At 41.4% G+C, this 22,315-nt stretch carries 19 protein-coding genes; 8 read left to right on the top strand and 11 right to left on the bottom strand.

Features of this window, described 5'->3' with window-relative positions; genetic code table 11:
- Positions 1-11: 11 nt before the first annotated feature.
- Positions 12-1,274, top strand: a complete 1,263-nt coding sequence (locus H5079_RS03650; protein WP_182683461.1) for a valine--pyruvate transaminase — start codon at positions 12-14, stop codon at positions 1,272-1,274.
- Between the two features lie 300 nt (positions 1,275-1,574).
- Positions 1,575-2,774, top strand: a complete 1,200-nt coding sequence (locus H5079_RS03645; RefSeq protein WP_182683460.1) for an Nramp family divalent metal transporter — start codon at positions 1,575-1,577, stop codon at positions 2,772-2,774.
- Between the two features lie 105 nt (positions 2,775-2,879).
- Here H5079_RS03645 and H5079_RS03640 read toward each other — a convergent pair whose 3' ends face one another.
- Positions 2,880-3,320: a hypothetical protein gene (locus H5079_RS03640; protein ID WP_182683459.1), complete on the bottom strand. Its 441-nt coding sequence runs from the start codon at positions 3,318-3,320 to the stop codon at positions 2,880-2,882.
- Between H5079_RS03640 and H5079_RS03635 the strand changes: the two genes are divergently transcribed.
- Complete coding sequence (locus H5079_RS03635; RefSeq protein WP_182683458.1) at positions 3,305-4,495, top strand: PQQ-dependent sugar dehydrogenase; 1,191 nt, start codon at positions 3,305-3,307, stop codon at positions 4,493-4,495. The genes H5079_RS03640 and H5079_RS03635 overlap by 16 nt on opposite strands.
- Positions 4,496-4,742: 247 nt before the next feature.
- On the opposite strand, the gene H5079_RS03630 is transcribed toward H5079_RS03635, so the two are convergent.
- The 8 genes from H5079_RS03630 to lrp all read right to left on the bottom strand — a co-directional run bounded on the left by H5079_RS03630 (position 4,743) and on the right by lrp (position 14,037).
- Entirely contained in the window at positions 4,743-5,177 is a 435-nt protein-coding gene (locus H5079_RS03630; RefSeq protein WP_182683457.1) for a hypothetical protein, read from the bottom strand.
- A gap of 299 nt (positions 5,178-5,476) precedes the next feature.
- Positions 5,477-6,718, bottom strand: a complete 1,242-nt coding sequence (locus H5079_RS03625; RefSeq protein WP_182683456.1) for a hypothetical protein — start codon at positions 6,716-6,718, stop codon at positions 5,477-5,479.
- A gap of 507 nt (positions 6,719-7,225) precedes the next feature.
- On the bottom strand, positions 7,226-8,530 hold the full coding sequence (serS, locus tag H5079_RS03620) for a serine--tRNA ligase (protein WP_011328389.1): 1,305 nt from the start codon (positions 8,528-8,530) through the stop codon (positions 7,226-7,228).
- An 8-nt stretch (positions 8,531-8,538) separates the two neighbouring features.
- The gene (crcB, locus tag H5079_RS03615) at positions 8,539-8,919 is read right to left on the bottom strand and encodes a fluoride efflux transporter CrcB (RefSeq protein WP_041454454.1); all 381 of its coding nucleotides are present in this window, start codon (positions 8,917-8,919) and stop codon (positions 8,539-8,541) included.
- Positions 8,912-10,255 carry a replication-associated recombination protein A gene (locus H5079_RS03610; RefSeq protein ID WP_182683455.1) on the bottom strand — a complete coding sequence of 448 codons (1,344 nt, stop codon included), beginning with the start codon at positions 10,253-10,255 and terminating at the stop codon, positions 8,912-8,914. Before H5079_RS03610 ends, crcB begins: the two co-directional genes overlap by 8 nt.
- A complete protein-coding gene (gene lolA / locus H5079_RS03605) occupies positions 10,248-10,874 on the bottom strand; it encodes an outer membrane lipoprotein chaperone LolA (RefSeq protein WP_089368369.1) in 627 nt (208 codons plus the stop codon). The genes H5079_RS03610 and lolA overlap by 8 nt, the downstream gene beginning before the upstream one ends.
- Complete coding sequence (locus H5079_RS03600; protein WP_011328393.1) at positions 10,874-13,360, bottom strand: DNA translocase FtsK; 2,487 nt, start codon at positions 13,358-13,360, stop codon at positions 10,874-10,876. Before H5079_RS03600 ends, lolA begins: the two co-directional genes overlap by 1 nt.
- Before the next feature lie 197 nt (positions 13,361-13,557).
- Complete coding sequence (gene lrp, locus H5079_RS03595) at positions 13,558-14,037, bottom strand: leucine-responsive transcriptional regulator Lrp (RefSeq protein WP_011328394.1); 480 nt, start codon at positions 14,035-14,037, stop codon at positions 13,558-13,560.
- 138 nt (positions 14,038-14,175) lie between these two features.
- On the opposite strand from lrp, the gene ald reads away from it, so the two are divergent.
- Positions 14,176-15,297: an alanine dehydrogenase gene (ald, locus tag H5079_RS03590; RefSeq protein ID WP_179807343.1), complete on the top strand. Its 1,122-nt coding sequence runs from the start codon at positions 14,176-14,178 to the stop codon at positions 15,295-15,297.
- Positions 15,298-15,414: 117 nt separating this feature from the next.
- Here the strand turns inward: ald and pssA are convergent, their stop codons facing one another.
- Positions 15,415-16,740, bottom strand: coding sequence for a CDP-diacylglycerol--serine O-phosphatidyltransferase (gene pssA / locus H5079_RS03585; RefSeq protein WP_182683454.1), 1,326 nt, complete (start codon positions 16,738-16,740; stop codon positions 15,415-15,417).
- A 288-nt stretch (positions 16,741-17,028) separates the two neighbouring features.
- Between pssA and trxB the strand changes: the two genes are divergently transcribed.
- The 4 genes from trxB (at position 17,029) to infA (ending at position 19,799) form a co-directional block, all read left to right on the top strand.
- Positions 17,029-17,979, top strand: coding sequence for a thioredoxin-disulfide reductase (trxB, locus tag H5079_RS03580; RefSeq protein WP_011328397.1), 951 nt, complete (start codon positions 17,029-17,031; stop codon positions 17,977-17,979).
- 97 nt (positions 17,980-18,076) lie between these two features.
- Positions 18,077-18,793 (top strand): leucyl/phenylalanyl-tRNA--protein transferase, encoded by a 717-nt coding sequence (gene aat / locus H5079_RS03575; RefSeq protein WP_182683453.1) that lies wholly within the window; start codon positions 18,077-18,079, stop codon positions 18,791-18,793.
- Entirely contained in the window at positions 18,786-19,490 is a 705-nt protein-coding gene (locus H5079_RS03570; RefSeq protein WP_182683452.1) for an arginyltransferase, read from the top strand. Before aat ends, H5079_RS03570 begins: the two co-directional genes overlap by 8 nt.
- A 90-nt stretch (positions 19,491-19,580) precedes the next feature.
- Positions 19,581-19,799 carry a translation initiation factor IF-1 gene (gene infA / locus H5079_RS03565; protein WP_002962494.1) on the top strand — a complete coding sequence of 73 codons (219 nt, stop codon included), beginning with the start codon at positions 19,581-19,583 and terminating at the stop codon, positions 19,797-19,799.
- Positions 19,800-20,010: 211 nt separating this feature from the next.
- Here the strand turns inward: infA and clpA are convergent, their stop codons facing one another.
- Positions 20,011-22,272 carry an ATP-dependent Clp protease ATP-binding subunit ClpA gene (clpA, locus tag H5079_RS03560; protein WP_182683451.1) on the bottom strand — a complete coding sequence of 754 codons (2,262 nt, stop codon included), beginning with the start codon at positions 22,270-22,272 and terminating at the stop codon, positions 20,011-20,013.
- Positions 22,273-22,315 lie beyond the last annotated feature (43 nt).

The following is a 22,315-nucleotide window of genomic DNA, read 5'->3' as shown; positions in this document are numbered from 1 at the left end:
CGCTATGTATTATGAACTACTCAAACTTTGGCACTAAATTTACACAACCCAACGGCATTACTCAGTTAATGGAAGACTTAGGCAGTGCTAAAAGCAGTAACAATCCTAATATTGTTATGCTGGGTGGCGGTAACCCTGCATTAGTACCACAAGTAAATGAGTTTTTTTTAAGTGAGTTACAAAAGCTCGTTGCCAGTAATAAAGTATCGCAAGTATTTGGTCTTTACGACGGCCCAACCGGTAACGACGAGTTTAGAGCTGCATTGGCAGGCCAACTAAGTAAAGAATATGCATGGGATATAAGCGCCAACAACGTAGCACTTGGCAATGGCAGCCAAGCTAACTTTTTTGTGCTGTTTAATATGTTTGCAGGCGAAATGCCTGATGGCAGCCATAAAAAGATTTTATTTCCCCTCGCGCCAGAATACGTAGGTTATGCCGACCAAGGTTTATCGGACGATATGTTTGTTGCCATAAAGCCCGATATCGAAATTTTAAATACCGGTAGCACATCTAAACAATTTAAATACGTTATTGATTTTAAAGCGGTTGAAAAAATATTAGCAAACGACAGCAGTATCAGTGCGCTGTGCGTATCGCGCCCTACCAATCCAACCGGTAATGTAATAACCGACGAAGAAGTAAAACACCTTGATTTACTCGCTAAGCAATACAACATTCCACTCATTATAGATAACGCATATGGCGATCCATTCCCGGGCTGTATTTACACCGACGCAAACCTAACCTGGAACTCAAACATAATTTTATGTATGTCGCTTTCAAAGCTTGGCTTACCGGGTTTACGCAGCGGTATTGTGGTTGCAAACAATGAAATTATTAAAGCAATTGGCCGCGTAAATGGCAGCATGGTTTTATCGCCAAATAGTATAGGCCCAAGCTTAGTTACCCGTTTAATTAACGACGACGAACTACTGCCGCTGTGTCGTAATGTTGTGTTGCCTTTTTATCGTAATAAAGCACAAGTAGCGATTGAACTGTTTGATGAAATATTTGCCGATATGAGTGTTTACTTGCATAAAGTTGAAGGCGCATTTTTTATGTGGCTGTGGTTTAAAGATGCAAAAATAACAAGCGAAACACTATACCAAAAGCTTAAAGAGCAAGATGTGTATGTAATTCCTGGACACAACTTTTTTATTGGCATTGACGATAGCTGGGCGCACAAGCACGAGTGTATTCGCATTAACTATGCAACCGATGAAGCAACACTACGCAAAGGTTTACAAACCATAAAGTATTTAATGGCTTAAATTAATGCTTATGCTATCTACGCTTTGGCTATAACTTAACATCCACTATAACGGCACGCTATTGAGCAAGTGTTGCCTTTATCCCTTATTTACCTCTGTAATACTGTACTCTTTTTGTGCAAACGCGCGCTATACTCTTTAAATTTATATATAAACTGTTATTCTACGCGACCTTTTTTACACGCTATTTACTAGCGGGTAGCATAAAAGGTAGTTCAGGCTGCAAACGCTTACTAAGTGGCAGTAATAAACGCGCGCCCATACAGGTGCACACTTTAAACACCAACATACAGGTAAATTATGCGATTAGGACCAGGACTACTAGTCACCGCAGCCTTTATAGGACCAGGCACCATAACGACTGCTAGCGTAGCAGGTGCAAACTTTGGCTTTGCACTTATCTGGACATTACTTTTTTCAGTAATAGCCACTATATTATTACAATCTATGGCTGCTCGCCTTGGCGTAGCAACAGGCAAAGATCTTGCTCAAGCACTGCGCGCGCATATTCATACCCCAGTGCTTAAAATTCTCGCTAGCTTTTTGGTAATAAGCGCCATTGGCGTGGGCAGCGCCGCCTATGAAGCGGGTAACCTTAGTGGCGCTAGCATGGGTTTAATAAAGATATTTCCGACAATAAATGCGCAAATATGGACGCCGCTCATTGCTTTTATTAGCGCATTGTTACTGTACAGCGGAAAACATAAAGTGGTAGAAAACGCGCTCATTTTATTAGTGATTTTAATGAGCTTAGTGTTTATTTCTACTTTAGTTATGGCTGCTCCGCCTATAAGCAAAGTACTAGCGGGTTTTATTCCTACTATGCCTGAGGGCTCTGTTACCACTGTACTTGCACTGATTGGCACCACCATAGTACCTTATAATTTATTTTTGCATTCAGGAGTGCTCGCAGCAAAGTACAACAATAATAGCGATAAACGTAAAATAATTAAGCAAACAAATATCGATACCAGCTTATCAATCACTTTAGGTGGAGTGATCACTTTGGCTATTTTATCTACCGCCTCGGTGGCTTTTTATGGTACCGACGCGGGTAAAGTTAGCGCAGCAAATATGGCTGTACAGCTTGAGCCATTATTAGGTGGCGCTGCCCATTACTTTTTTGCTATTGGTTTATTTGCTGCAGGTTTAACTAGTGCAATTACTGCTCCTTTAGCGGGAGCCTATGCAGTTTGCGGAATGCTTGGTTGGTCTAACAAAATGCAAAGTAGCCGTTTCAAATCGGTAGCATTAGTTATCTTATTGTTTGGCGCAGCTGTTGCCTCTTTGGGGTTAGATCCGGTTGCCGTGATCATTTTTGCCCAAGCTGCTAATGGCTTATTACTGCCTATTATTACTGTTTATTTACTCTGGTTGGTAAATCAAAAAGCGGTGATGGGCAATTACACCAATTCTGTGTTATTAAACCTTATCACTGTGCCTATATTACTGCTTATATTTGGCTTAAGCAGCTACAAGCTGATTAGTTTGATTTTTTAATTAAACTAAAAACATCTAATTAAAAGCCACTGTTCACTACAAACAGTGGCTTTTTTACTTATTCATTATAATAAAAACCTTTCCTGTATCCTGCAGTAATTAAAATCAGATAATATTTGTTTTTGTTAAGCGTGAAAACACATAGCCCCCAGCTGCACCTGCAAGCAATTGAGTGTAAAACCCCCAACCTCTTGCGCCCGCTATAATATGTATATTCATAATCAATTCAATGGCAATTAACACCATAGCAAACGCCACAATGCCAGCAATAACAAATAGCTGAGTACGGTATTTTTTAACCTTTTTATTAAGCTGCACCGTAACTAAAAAAGCGATGGCAAGTGCAATGGCAATAATAGCACCATAGGTAGGTAATAAGCCCAGCCAATCATCCAGTGTTAAACTAACACGGTCGCTAAAGCTCACTACAACACCTACATTAACTAATTGATTGACAACGTATTGGCTATGAAACAAGCTAGCAAGTGTGAATGTAAATAACCAAGAAACTAAAAATGAGGGCAATATACGTGTTAAAAATGACATGGTTATCTCAACTTAAAATAAAGTTTTTTTCTTATATAAGCCATGCTAGCAAAGGCTTACCCCGTAAACAATGTATCTCTTTTTTTACTCTGCTTTCGCTTTTTGCGTTTTCTGTTAATGCAGGCGCTGCGTTACCAAAAAAGCAATACAGTACAAAAACCCTTGCTACACAATTACAGTCTCCGTGGAGCATGGTTGAACTAGCAAACGGTACATGGTTAATTACAGAGCGCGATGGCCACGTAGTTATAATTAAAAATAATGCGCAATCAAGAGTAAAACTAAACCTAGAGGGCTTATACCTTGCAGGCCAAGGTGGCTTACTCGATATAGTATTATCGCCAGATTATAGCAACTCCAAAGAAGTAATTTTTACCTACGCCCAAGGCGATGCCAACGCAAACAGGCTTGTTGTTGCCAAAGCCACCTTTAATGGTACTCGTTTTTCAAAGCCGCAAATTATTTATAAAGTAGCTACCAATAAAAACACACCACAGCATTACGCTGGGCGCGCCCTTGTCCTACCCGACAATACGTTATTAGTTTCAACGGGCGATGGCTTTGACTTTAGAGAGCAAGCACAGGTTATTACCAGCCAGCTTGGTAAAATATTACGTATAAACTTAAACGGCAGTATTCCAACAGATAACCCATTTATTAACCATACAAATCCAAATGCCCATGCTGTTTACTCACTTGGCCACCGTAACCCTCAAGGCCTTGTATATGATTACGATACACAGCAAATTATTAGCCACGAACACGGCCCCGCAGGCGGCGACGAGCTAAACTACTTAACCGCAAGCACCAATTATGGCTGGCCAGTAATTACTTACGGTAGGGATTATTCGCAAGCGCGTATTTCACCTTTTACGCAATACCCAGGCATGCAAAAACCAAGTGTTAATTGGACGCCATCAATCGCCCCTTCCGGCATGGCGTATTACGGCTCTAAGCACGCGGCTTTCCCTTCACTACAAAAACATGTGTTAATTACGACTTTGGTTGATAAAAAGCTCTACGCTGTAAATTTAGCTAATGGTGAATTTACCCAATCTCATATATTCCCAGAGGCCACAGGCCGATTAAGAGATGTGTTTGTAACCACTGAAGGTAATGTAGCAATATTAACCGATGGGGAAGATGCAAAGCTGATGTTAGTTAAATCAAATTAGTTCACAAGAGGGTTAGAGAGACTTCGCTTTTAGAGGGTGATAGCGCTTTTAGTAATCCGCTTTAATAGGTTTAATAACTCTGTTGGGTGGCGCCTTCGGCTTAACCAACCTACCTTTTGACGTAAGTCGGATAAGTGGCGAAGCCACGCCATCCGACAAAAGTGATGAGTTTACTAAAAGCAACCCGACTTACCGCGTTATGCAGTAACCGAAAAGTGTATTAAAGGTAATTACAGAAACTTTACACCTAGTTTTTACCCGATTCTAATTTCTGTTTTAATAATTCAATAAGTTGAATGTTAAGCCCGGTAATTTCACCTTCTAGCACCTTCACTTTAGTCTGAGACTCTTCATCATCTTTACTGCGTAACAATGCAGTTTCTTGCAGTAGTTTTTCAAGCTTTTCTTGTATTTCAGCAATTAGTTCATCAAGGGGGTCACCTTCAGATTGTGAGGCTTGATCTACATCTTCATTACCTAATAACTTGCGAAACGCCGCTTGATTTTTATCTTCCAGACTTTTTTCCGCCCCCTCTTCAGATATATCTACTTGGACGCCTTGAGCCACTCCCTTTTGCACTGTCTCTTTTTCAGAATCGTCATCAGCCACCACCTTTAAAATTTGTTTTTTCGGGTAAGTTTCTAAAGGTTTAGATGTTATGTTAACTGACATTTTATCCATTTTAATACCCTTTATTTAATCAATTATTGCTGGCTATTGTTCATCTATAAATATAATACTTCGCTAACTGTTATTTATTCTTGTATATAAAAACTTTGTGCCTGTTCTATTTTTACTTTTAGACCACTGACATTTAAATAGATAAGGATTGTATTTAGGTGCTGGAAAACGAATACACCCTACGATGAATCGACGTATTTAGCAGCATTAAAACGCAGAGGCTCACCACTTTTAAAATTTGCAATTAATAGCTAAATTTTACTAGTCGTCCACCTCAGGGCGTGTTGTTATAAGCAACCTTACCGCGGCAAGTGGAATGCTTGGATAGCAATGTGAACTTCTCGATTTGAATCATCATTAATGTGAAACCGATACTGATACCAACCTTCTTCCACCTCTTTGACAAATCCCAAATGATTCGGATGTTCTGAAGTAACTTCACGAATAGTTTCGAGAACGGGGCTGAACTCCTTGTTGGATATGAACATAACCACTGCTGCCTTTGAATCCCTCCAAGTGAGATACGAAAGCAACTGAGTTATTGTTTCGAGATAGCCTTTCTTCCCATGCCAATATTTCAATTCGGCCACGAACACATTTGAGCCCTCGTGACGAAGCAAAATATCTGTTTTACCTTTCTTATTAAATGTTTCGCCCGTTGCAGAACCCTCAAAATTTGGCTCTAAAATCAGAAGCATATGATCACGAAGATGTTCCTCACCTTTTCCAGCGTATGTACTCGGCAACCGCTCAAATTGCTTGCCAACATCGTGGATAATTTTGAGAATCTGATAGTAAATTGCGTTATCAAGAGTTGGTTCCGGCTTATAGCCTTTGGCAGTAACTTCGGGCTTGGGCTTGCTTGGTATGGCTGGGGTTCGTTTAGCTGGAACTGAGAACGTAGAAGGTGTGCTGTGAGCTTTTCGAACAGGAATACCCAAAGCCGAAATCACGTCATGTTTCTTTAACAACTGTTCTTTTCGTGCATCGAATGCTTTGCTCAACAGTGACTCCAACGACCCGTTGAATCTTACTAGATCGTTCGTAAGATTCTGGTTTTGCGACGTTAACTGCGCCACAACATTATCAGCCTCGCGCTTTATCGCTTCCGCTTCTTGGTTAAAGTTAATAATTTCAAACTGAATTTCCCGACCATCAGTCTGAATACGCGGAGATGACATGCTGTATGTACTTGCACGAACCTTGAGCAACTGAGCATCCCCAGAAAACGGCAGATGGAAGGTGTACACATCTTTTGGATAGGATTTTCCATTGTCCACCCAGTATGAACTGGGATGTCGTTTGGCAGGAATCATCCGTTCTTCAACAGAAACCGATAGTTGCTCTTGATGAATTTCCAATGGCTGCATTGAAAACTCCGAACCCAAATGATCAAGGTATTCCGTCTTGTTTACATTCAGAATGTAATCGTCAGCCTGGCCCTTTATAGCTTGAAGGGCTTGTTCCTTCCTGCCTTCGATTACGCCAAATCCATCTAACTCATAAAAGGCTACAAAATAATTATGCCCGTATCGACTCATCTCAGCTCCAGTAGCTTATAACGAGCCTGTAGATTAACTCGTTTTTTATTTGTTTTTATTGATTAATAAACCATAGCTGAGTTCCTATTTTGGTTCAATCGATTACTGTATTTTATGCAGAATATAAAGTGGGAGTTTGATGTTGTTTTAATTGGCATTTTAGAAGGTATTACTGGTGTTTAAGTGGCTTTATTGAGGTTAAAAGAGCTTCCCCCTCTTAATGTATCGTGTTTGCAGCTTTTCTATATTATGAACAAGGCAATACAGTTGCCACTGCTCATTCACCTGACTCCATAACAGATAAAAAGTCGTAACATATAAAAAGGAAAGTAAAAAGGACAGGCGCATAACTTTGTCAAAAAACTATAAAGCGCTAAAACACGCCCTACATATTAGCTGAACCTTTTTACTTTTAACCTATAATAAAAAAGCCGCTGTTTATTACAAACAGCGGCTTTCCTTTTAAGCTCATAAGCCTAAAACCTGACTTAAAGCTTAAGTTTTGTTTTATTGCTTACCAATCACTTCAAGGCCGCCCATATATGGGCGTAATACTTCTGGTACTACTACTGAGCCATCGGCTTGTTGGTAGTTTTCTAGTATGGCTACGAGTGTGCGGCCAACGGCTAAACCTGAGCCATTTAGTGTATGTAATAACTCTGGCTTTTTAGCCCCTTCGCGGCGAAAACGTGCTTGCATACGACGCGCCTGAAAATCAGCCATGTTTGAACATGATGAAATTTCGCGGTAGGTGTTTTGCGCTGGTAACCATACTTCTAAGTCGTAGGTTTTAGCTGAGCCAAAGCCCATATCACCCATACATAAAATCACTTTACGGTAAGGTAGTTCAAGCTCTTGTAGTATTTGCTCTGCATGACCTGTTAACTCTTCAAGCGTTGCCATTGAGTCTTCTGGTTTTACAAGCTGTACAAGTTCTACTTTATCAAACTGGTGCTGACGAATTAAGCCGCGAGTGTCGCGACCATAGCTGCCGGCTTCACTTCTAAAACATGGCGTGTGCGCAGTTAAACGAATTGGCAAATCGCTTTCGTCGTAAATTTCATCGCGTGCACTGTTAGTAAGTGGTACTTCTGCTGTAGGGATTAAGCTAAAGCCTGATTGCTGTTCGCCATCGTCGTTTACAAGGCCTAATGTGTGGAATAAATCGCCCGCAAACTTAGGTAATTGGCTAGTGCCGTATAGACTTGCGCTATTTACTAGGTACGGTACGTACATTTCTGTGTAACCGTTTTTGTCTGTGTGGGTGTCTAGCATGTATTGCGTTAATGCACGGTGCATACGCGCTACTTGGCCGCGCATTACGGTAAAGCGTGCGCCACTAATTTTAACGCCCATTTCAAAGTCTAAGCCGTTTAAGTCTTGGCCTACATCAACGTGATCTTTCACGTCAAAATCAAACTTTTTAGGTGTGCCCCACGTTAGTATTTCAACGTTGTCGTCTTCGTCTTTACCTGCAGGTACTGATTCGTCTGGCAAGTTTGGAATTGCTAAGGCAATGTCGTTAATTGCGGCTAATACTACATCTTGCTGCGCTTTTGCTGCGTCTAGTTCGCTACCTAAGTTAGCAACTGCATCTAGTAGCGGTTGAGCGTCTTCGCCTTTGGCTTTAGCTTGGCCAATTGCTTTTGCGCTTGCATTACGCTGACTTTGAAGTTCTTGCGTTTTTACTTGTAATGTTTTGCGTTTTTCTTCAAGTGCCGTGACCGTCGCTACATCGAGTTCGTAACCGCGAGCCGCTAAGCGTGCTGCCGTTTGTTCGATATCTTGACGTAAAAATTTAGAATCTAACATGTTAGTTTTTAACCTTTTTGCATTACTAGCTGAAGGCCCAGCCAAGCCATAAAAATACACACCATCACGTTTAAGATGATATTGAGGGCCATTTTAATAAAGTGACCTTGTTGTAACAACAACAGCGAATCCATTGAAAATGTTGAAAAGGTGGTTAACGCACCTAAAAAGCCAACCCCGATCAGGGCTTTAGCAGGGCTTTCGGCGATTATATCTTTATCTAGTAAACCGTACAAAATGCCCATCAACAATGAACCCAGAATATTAACCGCCAACGTGCCAAAAGGGAATCCCCTACCGAGGAGTTTTAGCATGCTTTCGCTAATAAAAAACCGTAAACACGCTCCTGAGGCTCCGCCAAGGGCGATCATCATATAAAGTTTAATCATTTTCGTATCGTTTAAGTGGGCTTTGCGCGTCGCGCTCTTTTAGGTAATCGAGCTTTTGCTTAATTTTTTGCTCAAGGCCACGATCGCTCGGTAAGTAATACTCCCTACCTTGCATTTCTGGTGGTAAATACTTCTCTCCGGCAGCAAAAGCGCCTTCTTCGTTGTGCGCATAACGATACTCAGCGCCATACCCCAAGTCTTTCATTAAGTTGGTTGGCGCATTGCGTAAATGCTCGGGCACGGGATAACTAGGCTCGTTTTCGGCATCGGCCTTGGCTTGATTAAACGCCATATACACCGCATTACTTTTAGGTGCGCTGGCTAAATAAAGTGTGGCTTGTGCAATTGCACGTTCGCCTTCGCTTGGGCCTACTCGCTGAAAAATATCCCATGCGTTTAGCGCCACTTCCATAGCGCGCGGATCGGCGTTGCCAATGTCTTCTGTGGCTATAGCAAGTAAGCGCCTTGCTACATATAATGGGTCACCCCCACCGGCTAAAATACGGCAATACCAATACAGCGCGCCATCGGGAGAGCTGCCACGTACTGATTTATGAAAGGCCGATATTAAGTCGTAAAACTCATCGCCGCCTTTGTCGTATTTAGCTAAATGTGTGGGCAGCACTTGGCTAAGTACGTGCTCGTCTACCTTGTATTGGCCGTTTTGCTCTGTGGTTAAATCAACCGCTTGCTCAAGTAAGTTAAGTACTTTGCGCGCATCGCCACCACTTGCTTGGCACAGTGCTTTTTTAGCGTTGTCGGCAATTACTATGTGCTTTTGGCTTAATTGTTCGTCTTGTTTGAGTGCACGATCTATTACTGTGTATAGATCGGTATCGGCAAGCGATTTTAAAACATACACACGCGCCCGCGACAAAATAGCGTTGTTAAGTGCAAATGATGGGTTTTCGGTGGTTGCACCTACAAATATAAACGTACCGTCTTCTATATGCGGTAAAAATGCATCTTGCTGAGATTTATTAAAACGGTGTACTTCGTCAACAAACATTAAGGTGCGTTGGCCACGGCTTTGTAGGTTTTCGCGCGCCTGCGTAACGCTGTCGCGAATGTCTTTAACGCCTGCAGTAACTGCCGACATTTGAATAAGCGCAGCATCGGCATGATTAGCAATTATTTGCGCGAGCGTTGTTTTACCTACGCCCGGCGGGCCCCACAATATTAAACTATGGCAGCGCCCTGCAACAATTGCCTGATGCAGTGGTTTATCGGCGCTGAGTAAGTGCTGCTGGCCAATGTATTCATCAAGCGTTGTTGGGCGCATACGCGCTGCGAGTGGGCGTACATCGGGCCCAAAGTTAAATCCTAAGTTACTCACCGTTACTCTGATCGTCTATTTCAACACCTTCAGGAGGCGTAAATTCAAAGGTGCTTTTATCAAGCGGCGTATTAACTTGTGCATCATTAAAAGTAAACGACGATAACTGCCCTGAATTATCGGTTACCACTAATTTAGCCAAACCTTGCTCGTTACCAGCAAAGGTTATATCTAGCTGCTCTACTTGGCTTTCTACGCCTTTATTTGGCGTTACGCTAAAGCCGCTATTTGTAGCCAGTACGCTGTATTTTTCCCACTGCGCTGGGTCTTTTGAAGTAAGTAACACAAACGGCGTTGAATCTATAAGGCTGCTAGTTTGCATAATAGTTACTTGCTCGGCAAAACTGTCGAAGTAATATGTTTTATCCCCATTAGATACAAATAATGTATCGTCTGGATTGGTTTGCTGCCAGCGGATCATCATAGGTTGTTGCAGGGCAATCGTGCCCTCGCCTTGCATTACTGCTTGGCCTTGTTTGTCTGTTACTTTTTGCGAGAACTGCGCTTTAAAGCTTTTTAGCGTTGCGAGTTGATCTTGTAATGCTTGGCTGTCGTCTGCAAAGCTTGGCGTAGCAACTAAGCTGCCAAGTACTAATAATAAGGTGTTAAGTTTTTTCATTAATTTGCTCCATTAGGTACTAATACATCGCGAGCGCCATTGTGGCCAGCTGAACTCACGATACCCGATGTTTCCATTTGTTCTACTAAGCGTGCTGCGCGGTTATAGCCAACACGTAATTTACGTTGCACAGACGACACCGATACTTTACCGGTTTCAATTACAAACGACACGGCTTCGTCGTATAGCGGATCGTTTTCTTCATCTGCGTTTTCGCTGGCTTCACCCGGTAATAAAATATCCTCGTTCGCGTCGCCATTAAGTATTTCGTCTATGTAATTTGGTTTAGCACGGGCTTTCCAGTCGTTTACTACTGCGTGTACTTCGTGGTCGTCTACAAACGCGCCATGCACACGCTCAGGAACACTTGTACCTGGCGGTAAATACAACATATCACCCATACCTAGTAAATTTTCGGCACCTTGTTGGTCAAGTATAGTGCGCGAATCTATTTTACTCGATACCTGAAACGCCATACGCGTTGGTATATTTGCTTTAATTAAACCGGTAATTACGTCTACCGATGGGCGCTGTGTTGCCAGTATTAAATGAATACCTGCGGCACGTGCTTTTTGCGCAATACGGGCAATTAGCTCTTCTACCTTTTTACCTACAATCATCATCATGTCGGCAAATTCGTCAATTACTACCACTATACTAGGTAGTTTTCCAAGCTCATCTGGGCCATCTTTCATGCCATCGGTGTCTTTAAATAATGGGTCCATTATTGGATAGCCCGCTTCTTTGGCTTCAAGCACTTTTTGGTTGTAACCTTTTAAGTTACGTACACCCAAAGCCGACATTAGCTTATAACGACGCTCCATTTCGCCCACACACCAACGCAGTGCATTAGCGGCTTCTTTCATGTCGGTAACTACTTCACACAATAAATGCGGAATACCTTCGTATACCGAAAGTTCAAGCATTTTAGGGTCAATCATGATCATACGTACATCGTCAGGCCCCGATTTGTACAGTAAGCTTACTATCATCACATTAACGCCCACTGATTTACCCGAGCCTGTAGTACCGGCTACCAGTAAATGTGGCATTTTACCAAGGTCGGCACATACCGGCTCCCCAGCAATATCTTTACCTAATACCATAGTGAGTGGCGATGGGTTTTGCTCAAATTTAGGGGCGTTTATTACTTCTGATAAACGCACTATTTCGCGATACTTGTTAGGCAGCTCTATGCCTACATAGGTTTTACCCGGAATAACCTCAACCACACGTACACTAATTGCCGAAAGCGAACGGGCTAAATCTTTTGCTAAACCGGTAATTTTAGACACCTTTATACCGGGTGCCAAATCTAGCTCAAAGCGTGTAACAACTGGCCCTGGGTATACTGCTACAACCTTTGCTTGTACGTTAAAGTCGAGCAGTTTTGTCTCTACTAGTCGCGATACTGTATCGAGCTCTTCTTGCGAAATAGGGTTTTTAGCTTTGTCGGGTCTGTCGAGTAAATCAAGCGATGGTAATGGCCCTAGTGGCGGCTCTTGATTAAGTAATTGTTCAAATTTTTCTTTGGCTGTTGGCGGCGGCTGATACGCAGCTTTTGGCTTGTTCATTGGCCTTGCTGGCGATACTACCGTAGTTACAGGCTTTTCTGGCTCTACTACTGGGCTCTGATCAAGTGCATTAAGTGCAGCTTCTGTATCCATTGGATCGTCATCTATGGCGCTAAAGCCAATTTCTTGATCGAGAATGTCGTCTAGCTCGTCAAACGGCATAAATTCGTCGCTAATTTGCGGCTCATTAAATGGCGTTTGCGGTTTGTTAATTGATTTTTGTTTATTTACTTTTTTGGTATTTGTTTCATCGGCTTGCTCGTTGGCGTCTGGTTCAAATTGTGCGTCTATTTGCTGGTTATCATTACCCGCTAAACGCTCTCGGTTTAGCCAGCCTTTTACATAATTGCTAATGTAACGATAAAAACGAACGATTAAATCACCTAAATAATCAACAAAATCTACCCACGATACGCCCGTTAATAATGTTAAACCGGCAAAAAAGAAGCACAATAATAGTATTGAAGTACCGGTAAAGTTAAATGCAGGCATCATTGCCGATTCAATCACATCGCCCACTACCCCGCCTGATGAAAAGTTATAAATATCATCAAAATTAATGCTGCTAATAGCGGTAGCTGAGGTAATAAATAAAGCAAAACCAATAACACGCAATGCTAAGGTGGTGTAGTCGAGTTGTAAAATTCGGTGCGGTTGTTTAAATAGTAAATAACCAAATATCTGAATTGCGGCCGGTACTAAATAAGCCAACCAGCCAAAAGTGAGTAATAATATGTCAGCAATCCATGCACCCGCAGCGCCAGTAATGTTTTTTACTTCGCTAAAGCTAGTTTGCGACCATGCAGCATCCGCCGGATCAAAGCTGATTAAGGCACATAAAATAAATATTGCTGTAAAAGTGCTGATTATCAGCCCTGTTTCTAATAGCCTTTGCACACCGTTTAGGCGCATAATTCCCTATTCCTCTTTATTATTTTTACACTCACTTAGCAGTGGAATACCTTAGCAGGAAATGTATTTTGTTGCACTTTATCTTAACCTTGATGGCCTGATTATGAACAAGTTTTTATAATTTAAACTCATATTGTGCGAAACTAATTATAAATTACTATATTAGCCTATAAATAACACACATATTGTAAATCAGCTTAAGCAACATAGGGGCGAATAATTACGCCTTCCTCGCCTTTTACTTCTTCCATTACTACATAAGTACGACTTTCGCTAACATTGGGTAACTTTAAGAGTATATCGCCCAGTACTCCTCGATATTCTGACATGTCGTTTACCCGCGTTTTAAGTAAAAAGTCAAAATTACCCGATACTAAATGGCACTCTATTATTTCGTTATGCTTTTTAACTGCAGCACTAAATTCGTCAAATACATCTGCCGATGTTTTAGTAATAGTTACCTCAACGTATACCGATAAACCTTGGCCAAGCTTAGCCGGATCAACCACAGCCTTGTAACCAAGTATATAACCTTCTCGCTCCAACTTTTTTACACGCTCTAAACAAGGTGTCGCACTTAAGCCAACTCGTCGGGCCAGTTCCACATTAGATAACCGCCCATCCTGTTGTAATTCCACTAATATTTTGCGATCTATTCTATCTAATAGTGTATGCATACTCACCTAGTTTATTATTCTGTTTAAAAGCCAAAAACAGATATTATCACTATAATATGTTAAAAAAAAGGTAAGACACACTAGCAACTCATGAATATAATAGTGAAAAAACTTATCCCGTTCTAACAAGGCAAAATTATGATTATAGGTGTACCTAAAGAAATTAAAAACCATGAATACCGCGTAGGTATGGTTCCTGCTAGTGTTCGTGAGCTCGTTAATCACGGCCACCAAGTATTAGTGGAAACAGATGCGGGTATGGGCATTGGCTTTACTAACGACGATTACGTACAAGCCGGTGCTGAAATTTTAGCAACACCTGCTGATGTATTCGCAAAAGCCGAGATGATAATTAAAGTAAAAGAGCCACAAGCGATTGAGCGTGCCATGCTGCGCGAAGATCAAATTCTTTTCACTTACTTACACCTTGCCCCTGACTTACCACAAACTGAAGACCTAGTTAAAAGCAAAGCAATTTGTATTGCATACGAAACAGTCACAGACTCTCGCGGTGGCCTTCCTCTTTTAGCACCTATGAGTGAAGTAGCAGGTCGTATGTCTATTCAAGCGGGCGCACAAGCACTTGAAAAAATAAATAAAGGCAGTGGTATGTTACTTGGTGGCGTACCGGGCGTTGAGCCAGCTAAAGTAGTTATTATTGGCGGCGGTATGGTTGGCCGTAGCGCTGCCCTTATGGCGGTTGGTTTAGGTGCAAACGTAGTAATACTTGATCGTAACATTGATGTATTACGCGCACTAGACGCACAGTTTGGCAACAAAGTACGCGCTATTTACTCAACTGCCGACGCACTTGAAAAACACGTACTAGAGGCCGATTTAGTAATTGGTGGTGTACTTATTCCAGGTGCAGCTGCACCTAAACTAGTAACTGCTGCGCACATTAAAGCCATGAAACCAGGCTCTGCAATTGTTGACGTTGCCATTGACCAAGGTGGCTGTATTGCCACCTCTAAAGCAACTACCCATGCTGATCCTACGTTCATTGTTGATGACGTTGTTCACTATTGTGTTGCTAATATGCCGGGCGCTGTGCCACGTACTTCTACGTTTGCACTTAACAATGCAACCTTGCCGTTTATTATTAACCTTGCAAACAAAGGTTATAAAAAGGCATTGCTTGACGACGCTCACTTCTTAAAAGGCTTAAACGTAATAAAAGGCCAAGTAACTTACAAAGAAGTAGCTGAGGCGTTTAACATGGAATATGTTGATCCTCGTACTGCGCTAGAAAACGTTTAATTTAGCGTAAAGCACTCAAGCATTAACTTACTTGAGTGCTTTAGAGTAAACATTAGTGCAAACAAAAAAAGCAGCTATTAGCTGCTTTTTTGTTGTATAGATTTTAAATTTATAAGCTTATATAAAACGTTTAATTATAAAATCTACTTTTACACGTTTTGCTTGGCCAAGTAACTTTTTAACCGCTTGCGGATAATCGTCCATGGTTTCTAAATCATCTGGGCCAGTTAAACGGCGACAGTGCTGCAGAATTTCTCGCTTTTCGTTGTCAATATCTTGCATTATTGTTTGCTGTGGATCTTCAATTAAAATACCATTTTCAACATCTAGTCCCCACGCCCGCGGGTTAAGGTTATGACCACTGAGTAAATGTACTTTTCTGTCTGAACAAATGCCTTTTAAATGAAACGAATTACTGTCGTGCTTCCATAAATAAACGTTTAAATTACCGTTATCAATATGGCGTTTTTGCGTTTTAACAAATTTATGCAAAATAGTTTCGTATAAATACGGCAACGCGCCTATTTTACTAAATGGCTCGCTAGGCGGTACATAAAAGTCGTTAGCCGTTTTATCGCCTACTACAATAGTGACTTGCTTACCTTGTTTTAATAAGCGGCGTAATGAGCGCATTAATGGCGCCGGAAAATTAAAGTAAGGCGTGTACAACACTAGCTCTTGCTCGGTGGCGTCAAACATGGTTTTAATTAAACGATTAAGTTCGTTATTGCGTCGCCCTAATCCTAAAAACAAACGAATACCTAAGGACTGAGTATTATGCAGCTCGGCGCTGTTATACCTTGCTGTTTTTAAATCACGCATTAATTGCTTTTGATCTAATCTAAAGTCATTAAGCTTTGGCAGCGGGCGGCTATCAATACGCGGCACTGCATTTGAGCTAAGTAATGTTGTTTCAATAAAGTCTATTACAGCATCGCATAACGCGTTTTGCGTAACTAAAAAGTAACGATCGAGGCGATAACGGTCGTTATACTCTAAATACACATTATTTATACTCGCGCCGCTATAAAGCAAGGTGTCGTCAATCACAAAACCTTTTAAATGCAATACGCCAAATAACTCTTTCGCTTTTACTGGTACGCCGTATACCTGCACGTTCGATTGAAACTTTTCGAGGTAATCACAATATAAACTGGCATTCCCCTCAGATTTTTCGGCACCAATAAGGCCACGTTGCGCGCGATGAAAATCTACCAGCACTTTTATTTCAAGCGCTGGGTTAGCTAATGACACCTGGTGCAGTGCCTCTAAAACTTCACGTCCGGCTTCATCATCTTGTAAATAAAGCGTGGTTATATAAATTCGTTTTTTTGCGTTGGCAATTAAACGTAGCAATTGCGTACGGTACTCTTGCGCATTGGTTAAGACGTTAAGGTCTTTTGAAGTCAACCCAAATGCGGGTTTTTCCTGCCAAAATAACATAGTTGCCTATTCACTTAGGTCACATAATCTTTCAGTGACAAATCAAAATTAGGTAAAACATATCAAAAAAAATCAAACCGGTCATGAATTAACGCAGTTTTGTTGCGTATTAGTCTGTTTATTGAACTAATTTTACTTATTAGACATAAATTACTCCATTTTAAGTACACAATATTGCACAGCTTTAAAATTTGTTAAAAAAATTAATCACGGATTTTGTTTACTTCCTGCTTGTTTTTCTTAGAATCGAGCGCATTACAGAGTGAATTAAACGTTTAGGAAAAAACCATGACTGAAGCAAAACATTGTAAGTTACTTATTTTAGGCTCAGGCCCCGCTGGTTACACTGCCGCAGTTTACGCAGCCCGCGCAAATTTAAACCCAGTATTAATTACTGGTATGCAACAAGGTGGCCAATTAACCACCACTACCGAAGTAGAAAACTGGCCTGGCGATGCGCATGGCTTAACTGGTCCTGCGTTAATGGATCGTATGAAAGAGCATGCTGAGCGCTTTGAAACTGAAATTATATTTGATCACATAAATAAAGTAGACGTGTCTAAACGCCCTTTCACTTTAACTGGCGACCAAGGCACTTACACCTGTGACGCACTAATCATTGCAACAGGCGCGTCTGCTAAGTACCTAGGCTTAGAGTCAGAAACAAATTTTCAAGGCCGTGGCGTATCTGCGTGTGCGACCTGTGATGGTTTTTTCTATAAAGGACAAAAAGTAGCGGTTGTTGGCGGCGGTAACACAGCTGTTGAAGAAGCGCTTTACTTATCTAACATTGCCGATGAAGTGCATGTAATTCACCGTCGTGATAGTTTCCGTAGTGAAAAAATACTAGCCGACCGCCTTGCTGAAAAAGCAGCAAACGGTAATGTGGTAATGCATTACAACCGTACGCTTGACGAAGTATTAGGTGACCAAATGGGCGTTACCGGTGTGCGTATTAAAGATGCAAACTCTGATGCAACCGAAGAGTTAGACCTAGCGGGCGTATTTATTGCTATTGGCCATAAGCCAAATACCGATATGTTTGTTGGCCAACTAGAGATGAAAGACGGCTATATAATTGTTGAGTCGGGCCTTAATGGCAACGCTACACAAACTAGCGTACCAGGCGTATTTGCCGCTGGTGATGTGTCGGATCATATTTACCGCCAAGCAATTACTTCAGCCGGAACAGGTTGTATGGCAGCATTAGATGCTGAGCGCTTTTTAGATAATCTATAAGCTGTTAAGTGTTTAGTGAAAAAGGCTGATAAATCAGCCTTTTTTTATGTCTAAATTATAGTTACACTTTTGTTATTCGTTTTTATTGAAGTATTGTATGAAAAAGCAGCTGTACCAGCTAAGTAATACCGATATAGCATTTCCACCTATAGAGTGCGCTCTCGACTCCCCCGACGGTTTACTCGCTATTGGTGGCGATTTAAGTTTAGCGCGGCTAAGTAACGCTTATAATAATGGTATATTTCCGTGGTTTAGCGAAGACGAGCCAATAATGTGGTGGTCGCCCAGTGAGCGCGGCATTGTAGAGCTCGATAATTTTCATATTAGTAAAAGCCTGCGCAAGCATTTAAAAAAGCACCCGGTCACCGTTACTATAAATAATGCCTTTATTGAAGTGATTGAAGCATGCTGCGAGCAACGCATTGATACCGATGGTACGTGGATAACCTCTGACATGCTCACTGCGTACATTAACGCCCATAACGCAGGCATTGCTCATAGTGTAGAAGTGTGGCGCGAGGGAGAGCTTGCAGGTGGCTTATATGGCATTATGCAAAATGGTGTTTTTTGTGGCGAGTCGATGTTTCATCATCAAACAAACTGCTCTAAGCTGGCTATGTGGGCGTTGGTTAATTGGCTTAAGCGCCATAACGCGCATTTTATTGATTGTCAGCTCGAAAACCCCTATTTAATGTCATTAGGGGCGACAGTGATCTCACGCCCTGCATTTTTAGCTAAACTACACGCAGCGCAAAATTATAAAGTAGACCCTGCTATGTGGATACCACAGGAGCTTAACGCTATTTATGAATGAACATATTCCTGCACGCGCTGGTTTAAGCCAAGAGTTTGCTTGTAGTTATTTACCCAACCGCCAAGAGCAGTTATTGGTCATTCTTGATCCAAGTTGCTACAGCAGCGATAAATTTGAGTCTTTGCTGGTGTTAGGTTTTCGTCGCAGCGGTAACCAAATTTACCGCCCGCACTGTCCAACTTGCAGCGCATGTAGCTCTGTACGTGTATTAGCACAAGAGTTTATTGAGACAAAATCGCACAAACGTAAACTAAACAAAGCAAAAACACGCTTTGAAGTTAAATATTCTAACCAAGAGCGCCCGCAATACTACGCGCTGTACAGTAAATATATTAGTTTGCGCCATCAAGACGGTAGTATGTATCCTCCTGATAAAACACAGTTTCAGAGTTTTTTATTATGCAGTTGGTTAAACATCACTTTTATAGAACTTTGGGATCAAGATAATTTAGTTGCAGTTGCCGTAACTGATTGTATGGACAAGGCTATTTCAGCTATTTATACTTTTTTTGACCCCGACTATGAGCAGTATAGTTTGGGTACTGTGATGATTTTACAGCAGCTAATATTTGCTAAAGCACAAAATAAGCACTACGTGTACTTGGGCTACCAAATAGACGAATGTCCTAAAATGAACTACAAAACGCAATTTTTACCGGCGCAAAAACAAGTCAAAGACCAGTGGTTGACTATTTAATTTGCAAAAATAGCCGCTGCGCCTTTACTTATTGGCGTATTTTGGGCAGAATCTGCAGCGTTTAACTATTAAAGAGGTGTTACGCTAAACATGGCGAAAGAAGACGTAATCGAAATGCAAGGGACAGTCCTTGATACTTTACCAAATACAATGTTCCGAGTTGAGCTAGAAAATGGTCACGTAGTTGTGGCTCATATTTCAGGCAAAATGCGCAAAAACTATATCCGTATTTTAACCGGCGATAAAGTAACGGTAGAAATGACTCCTTACGATTTATCGAAAGGTCGTATCGTATTCCGTGCTCGCTAAGTAAGTGCGTAAACGAGATTTAGTTTTTGGCTAGTGTTTCACTAGCTTTAAGCGTTTATTAAATGTAATTGATGGATATTAACTAGCAATTACATTTAATAAACAAAAAACCCAGCCTTGCTGGGTTTTTTGTTGTCTATAAAACATTACAAAAAAAGGCCTGCTTTTTAAAAGCAGGCCTTTTTATTTAACTCATTTAGCGCATATTAAACTAAGCTGGTGTTAAATCACTTTGATAATCAAAGCGAATTTTTTTATCTTTAACCGATACTTTAACCGTACCGCCTTCAACAAGTTCACCAAAGAGTATTTCGTTGGCTAATGGTTTTTTAAGCTGATCTTGGATAATACGTGCCATAGGACGTGCCCCCATCGCTTTATCGTAACCTTTGTCAGCCAACCATTCCCGTGCTTTAGCACTTAGCTCAAGATTAACTGACTTTTTATCCAGTTGCGCCTGAAGCTCCACAATAAACTTATCAACCACAAGTAAAATAACGTCTTTATCAAGGTGATTAAACCAAATAATGTTATCTAAGCGGTTTCTAAATTCTGGTGAAAATACTTTATTAATTTCACCCATTGCATCGTGCGTATGGTCTTGCTCGCTAAAACCAATTGACGCACGCGTTGTTTCTTGCACGCCCGCATTGGTGGTCATTACCACGACTACATTTCTAAAATCGGCTTTGCGGCCGTTATTATCAGTTAATGTACCGTGATCCATTACTTGCAGCAATATGTTGTAAATATCTGAGTGCGCTTTTTCAATCTCATCTAACAGTACTACCGCATGCGGGTTTTTAATTACCGCTTCAGTGAGTAACCCACCTTGCTCAAAACCAACATAACCTGGTGGCGCACCAATTAGTCGACTTATTGCATGGCGCTCTACGTACTCCGACATATCAAAGCGAATAAACTCAACACCCATACATTTAGCTAGCTGTTTAGTTACCTCTGTTTTGCCTACCCCTGTTGGGCCTGCAAATAAGAACGACCCTACCGGTTTTTCTTCGTTGGCTAAACCAGAGCGCGATAAGCGAATAGCTGATGTAAGCGCATCAATAGATTGATCTTGCCCAAACACCAACATTTTTAAATTGCGGTCTAAGTTTTTTAGCGTTTCTTTGTCGCTAGATGACACACTTTGCGGTGGAATACGCGCCATTTTAGCCACAATGTTTTCTATATCGGCAACGCCAATGGTTTTTTTACGTTTAGAGCTAGGCAATAAACGTTGGCTTGCACCGGCCTCATCAATTACGTCAATTGCTTTGTCGGGCAAATGGCGTTCATTAATATATTTTGCACTTAGCTCTGCCGCTGCTTTTAATGCTTTTTGCGTATAACGAATGCCATGGTGCGCTTCGTAACGCTCTTTTAAACCATTTAATATTTTAGTGGTATCGGCAACACTCGGCTCAAGCACATCAATTTTTTGAAAGCGACGTACCAAAGCACGGTCTTTCTCAAAAATATTTTTGTACTCGTTATAAGTTGTCGAACCCATACAGCGTAATTGCCCACTAGAGAGTAGCGGCTTAAGTAAGTTTGATGCATCCATAACTCCACCCGATGCCGCGCCGGCACCAATAATGGTATGAATTTCATCAATAAATAAAATAGAACCCGGTTGTGCTTGCAACTCTTTTAGTAAGCTTTTAAAGCGTTTTTCAAAATCGCCACGGTACTTAGTACCTGCCAATAATGCGCCCATATCAAGCGAGTAAACAACTGCATCGGCAATTACTTCGGGTACTTGCTTATTTACAATACGATACGCTAAGCCTTCTGCAATTGCTGTTTTACCAACACCTGCTTCGCCTACTAATAGTGGGTTGTTCTTTTTACGACGACACAGCACCTGTACAGTACGCTCTACTTCACTATCGCGCCCTATTAATGGGTCAATGTGGCCTTCGAGCGCTTGTACGTTTAGGTTAGTGGTAAAGCTGTCGAGCTTGCTTGCTTCTTCGCTTTGCACTTCTTGTACATCTTCGTGAATATCGTCGGTGTCATCGCCTAATTCATCATCGCCTTTGGCAATGCCATGCGAAATAAAATTAACAATATCGAGACGTGATATGTCGTGTTTTTTAAGTAAATAGACTGCTTGGCTTTCTTGCTCAGAAAAAATAGCCACCAGCACGTTTACGCCTGTCACTTCGTTTTTACCCGATGATTGCACATGAAAAACAGCACGTTGCAATACACGTTGAAAACCAAGTGTTGGCTGAGTTTCACGCTCTTCTTCTAAATCTGGAATAACCGGCGTGGTTTCGTTAATAAACTCAAGGAGTTCAGTTTTTAACTCTGCAACATTTACTGCACAGGCACTTAGCGCTTCCCCAGCAGATGGATTGTCCAAAAGCGCAAGTAAAAGGTGTTCTACCGTCATAAACTCATGACGACGTGTACGCGCTTCGCGAAACGCGCTGTTCAAAGTAAGTTCTAAATCTTTATTTAGCATTGGCAACCCCTTACAGAGATAATAATTTTATACCATTACAATC

Source organism: Pseudoalteromonas sp. SG44-5 (assembly GCF_014164175.1).
Taxonomy (GTDB): Bacteria; Pseudomonadota; Gammaproteobacteria; order Enterobacterales; family Alteromonadaceae; genus Pseudoalteromonas; species Pseudoalteromonas nigrifaciens.
The sequence above is the reverse complement of the archived record's forward strand: the minus strand, read 5'-3'. Positions and strand labels throughout refer to the sequence as shown.

Coding starts and splice junctions, on each gene's coding strand:
- lolA (WP_089368369.1), bottom strand. CDS start 10,874: ATGAAAAAACTTAACACCTTATTATTAGTACTTGGCAGCTTAGTTGCT.
- trxB (WP_011328397.1), top strand. CDS start 17,029: ATGACTGAAGCAAAACATTGTAAGTTACTTATTTTAGGCTCAGGCCCC.
- H5079_RS03640 (WP_182683459.1), bottom strand. CDS start 3,320: ATGTCATTTTTAACACGTATATTGCCCTCATTTTTAGTTTCTTGGTTA.
- clpA (WP_182683451.1), bottom strand. CDS start 22,272: ATGCTAAATAAAGATTTAGAACTTACTTTGAACAGCGCGTTTCGCGAA.
- crcB (WP_041454454.1), bottom strand. CDS start 8,919: ATGATTAAACTTTATATGATGATCGCCCTTGGCGGAGCCTCAGGAGCG.
- H5079_RS03650 (WP_182683461.1), top strand. CDS start 12: ATGAACTACTCAAACTTTGGCACTAAATTTACACAACCCAACGGCATT.
- lrp (WP_011328394.1), bottom strand. CDS start 14,037: ATGCATACACTATTAGATAGAATAGATCGCAAAATATTAGTGGAATTA.
- H5079_RS03570 (WP_182683452.1), top strand. CDS start 18,786: ATGAATGAACATATTCCTGCACGCGCTGGTTTAAGCCAAGAGTTTGCT.
- aat (WP_182683453.1), top strand. CDS start 18,077: ATGAAAAAGCAGCTGTACCAGCTAAGTAATACCGATATAGCATTTCCA.
- H5079_RS03645 (WP_182683460.1), top strand. CDS start 1,575: ATGCGATTAGGACCAGGACTACTAGTCACCGCAGCCTTTATAGGACCA.
- H5079_RS03625 (WP_182683456.1), bottom strand. CDS start 6,718: ATGAGTCGATACGGGCATAATTATTTTGTAGCCTTTTATGAGTTAGAT.
- ald (WP_179807343.1), top strand. CDS start 14,176: ATGATTATAGGTGTACCTAAAGAAATTAAAAACCATGAATACCGCGTA.
- serS (WP_011328389.1), bottom strand. CDS start 8,530: ATGTTAGATTCTAAATTTTTACGTCAAGATATCGAACAAACGGCAGCA.
- pssA (WP_182683454.1), bottom strand. CDS start 16,740: ATGTTATTTTGGCAGGAAAAACCCGCATTTGGGTTGACTTCAAAAGAC.
- infA (WP_002962494.1), top strand. CDS start 19,581: ATGGCGAAAGAAGACGTAATCGAAATGCAAGGGACAGTCCTTGATACT.
- H5079_RS03600 (WP_011328393.1), bottom strand. CDS start 13,360: ATGCGCCTAAACGGTGTGCAAAGGCTATTAGAAACAGGGCTGATAATC.
- H5079_RS03630 (WP_182683457.1), bottom strand. CDS start 5,177: ATGGATAAAATGTCAGTTAACATAACATCTAAACCTTTAGAAACTTAC.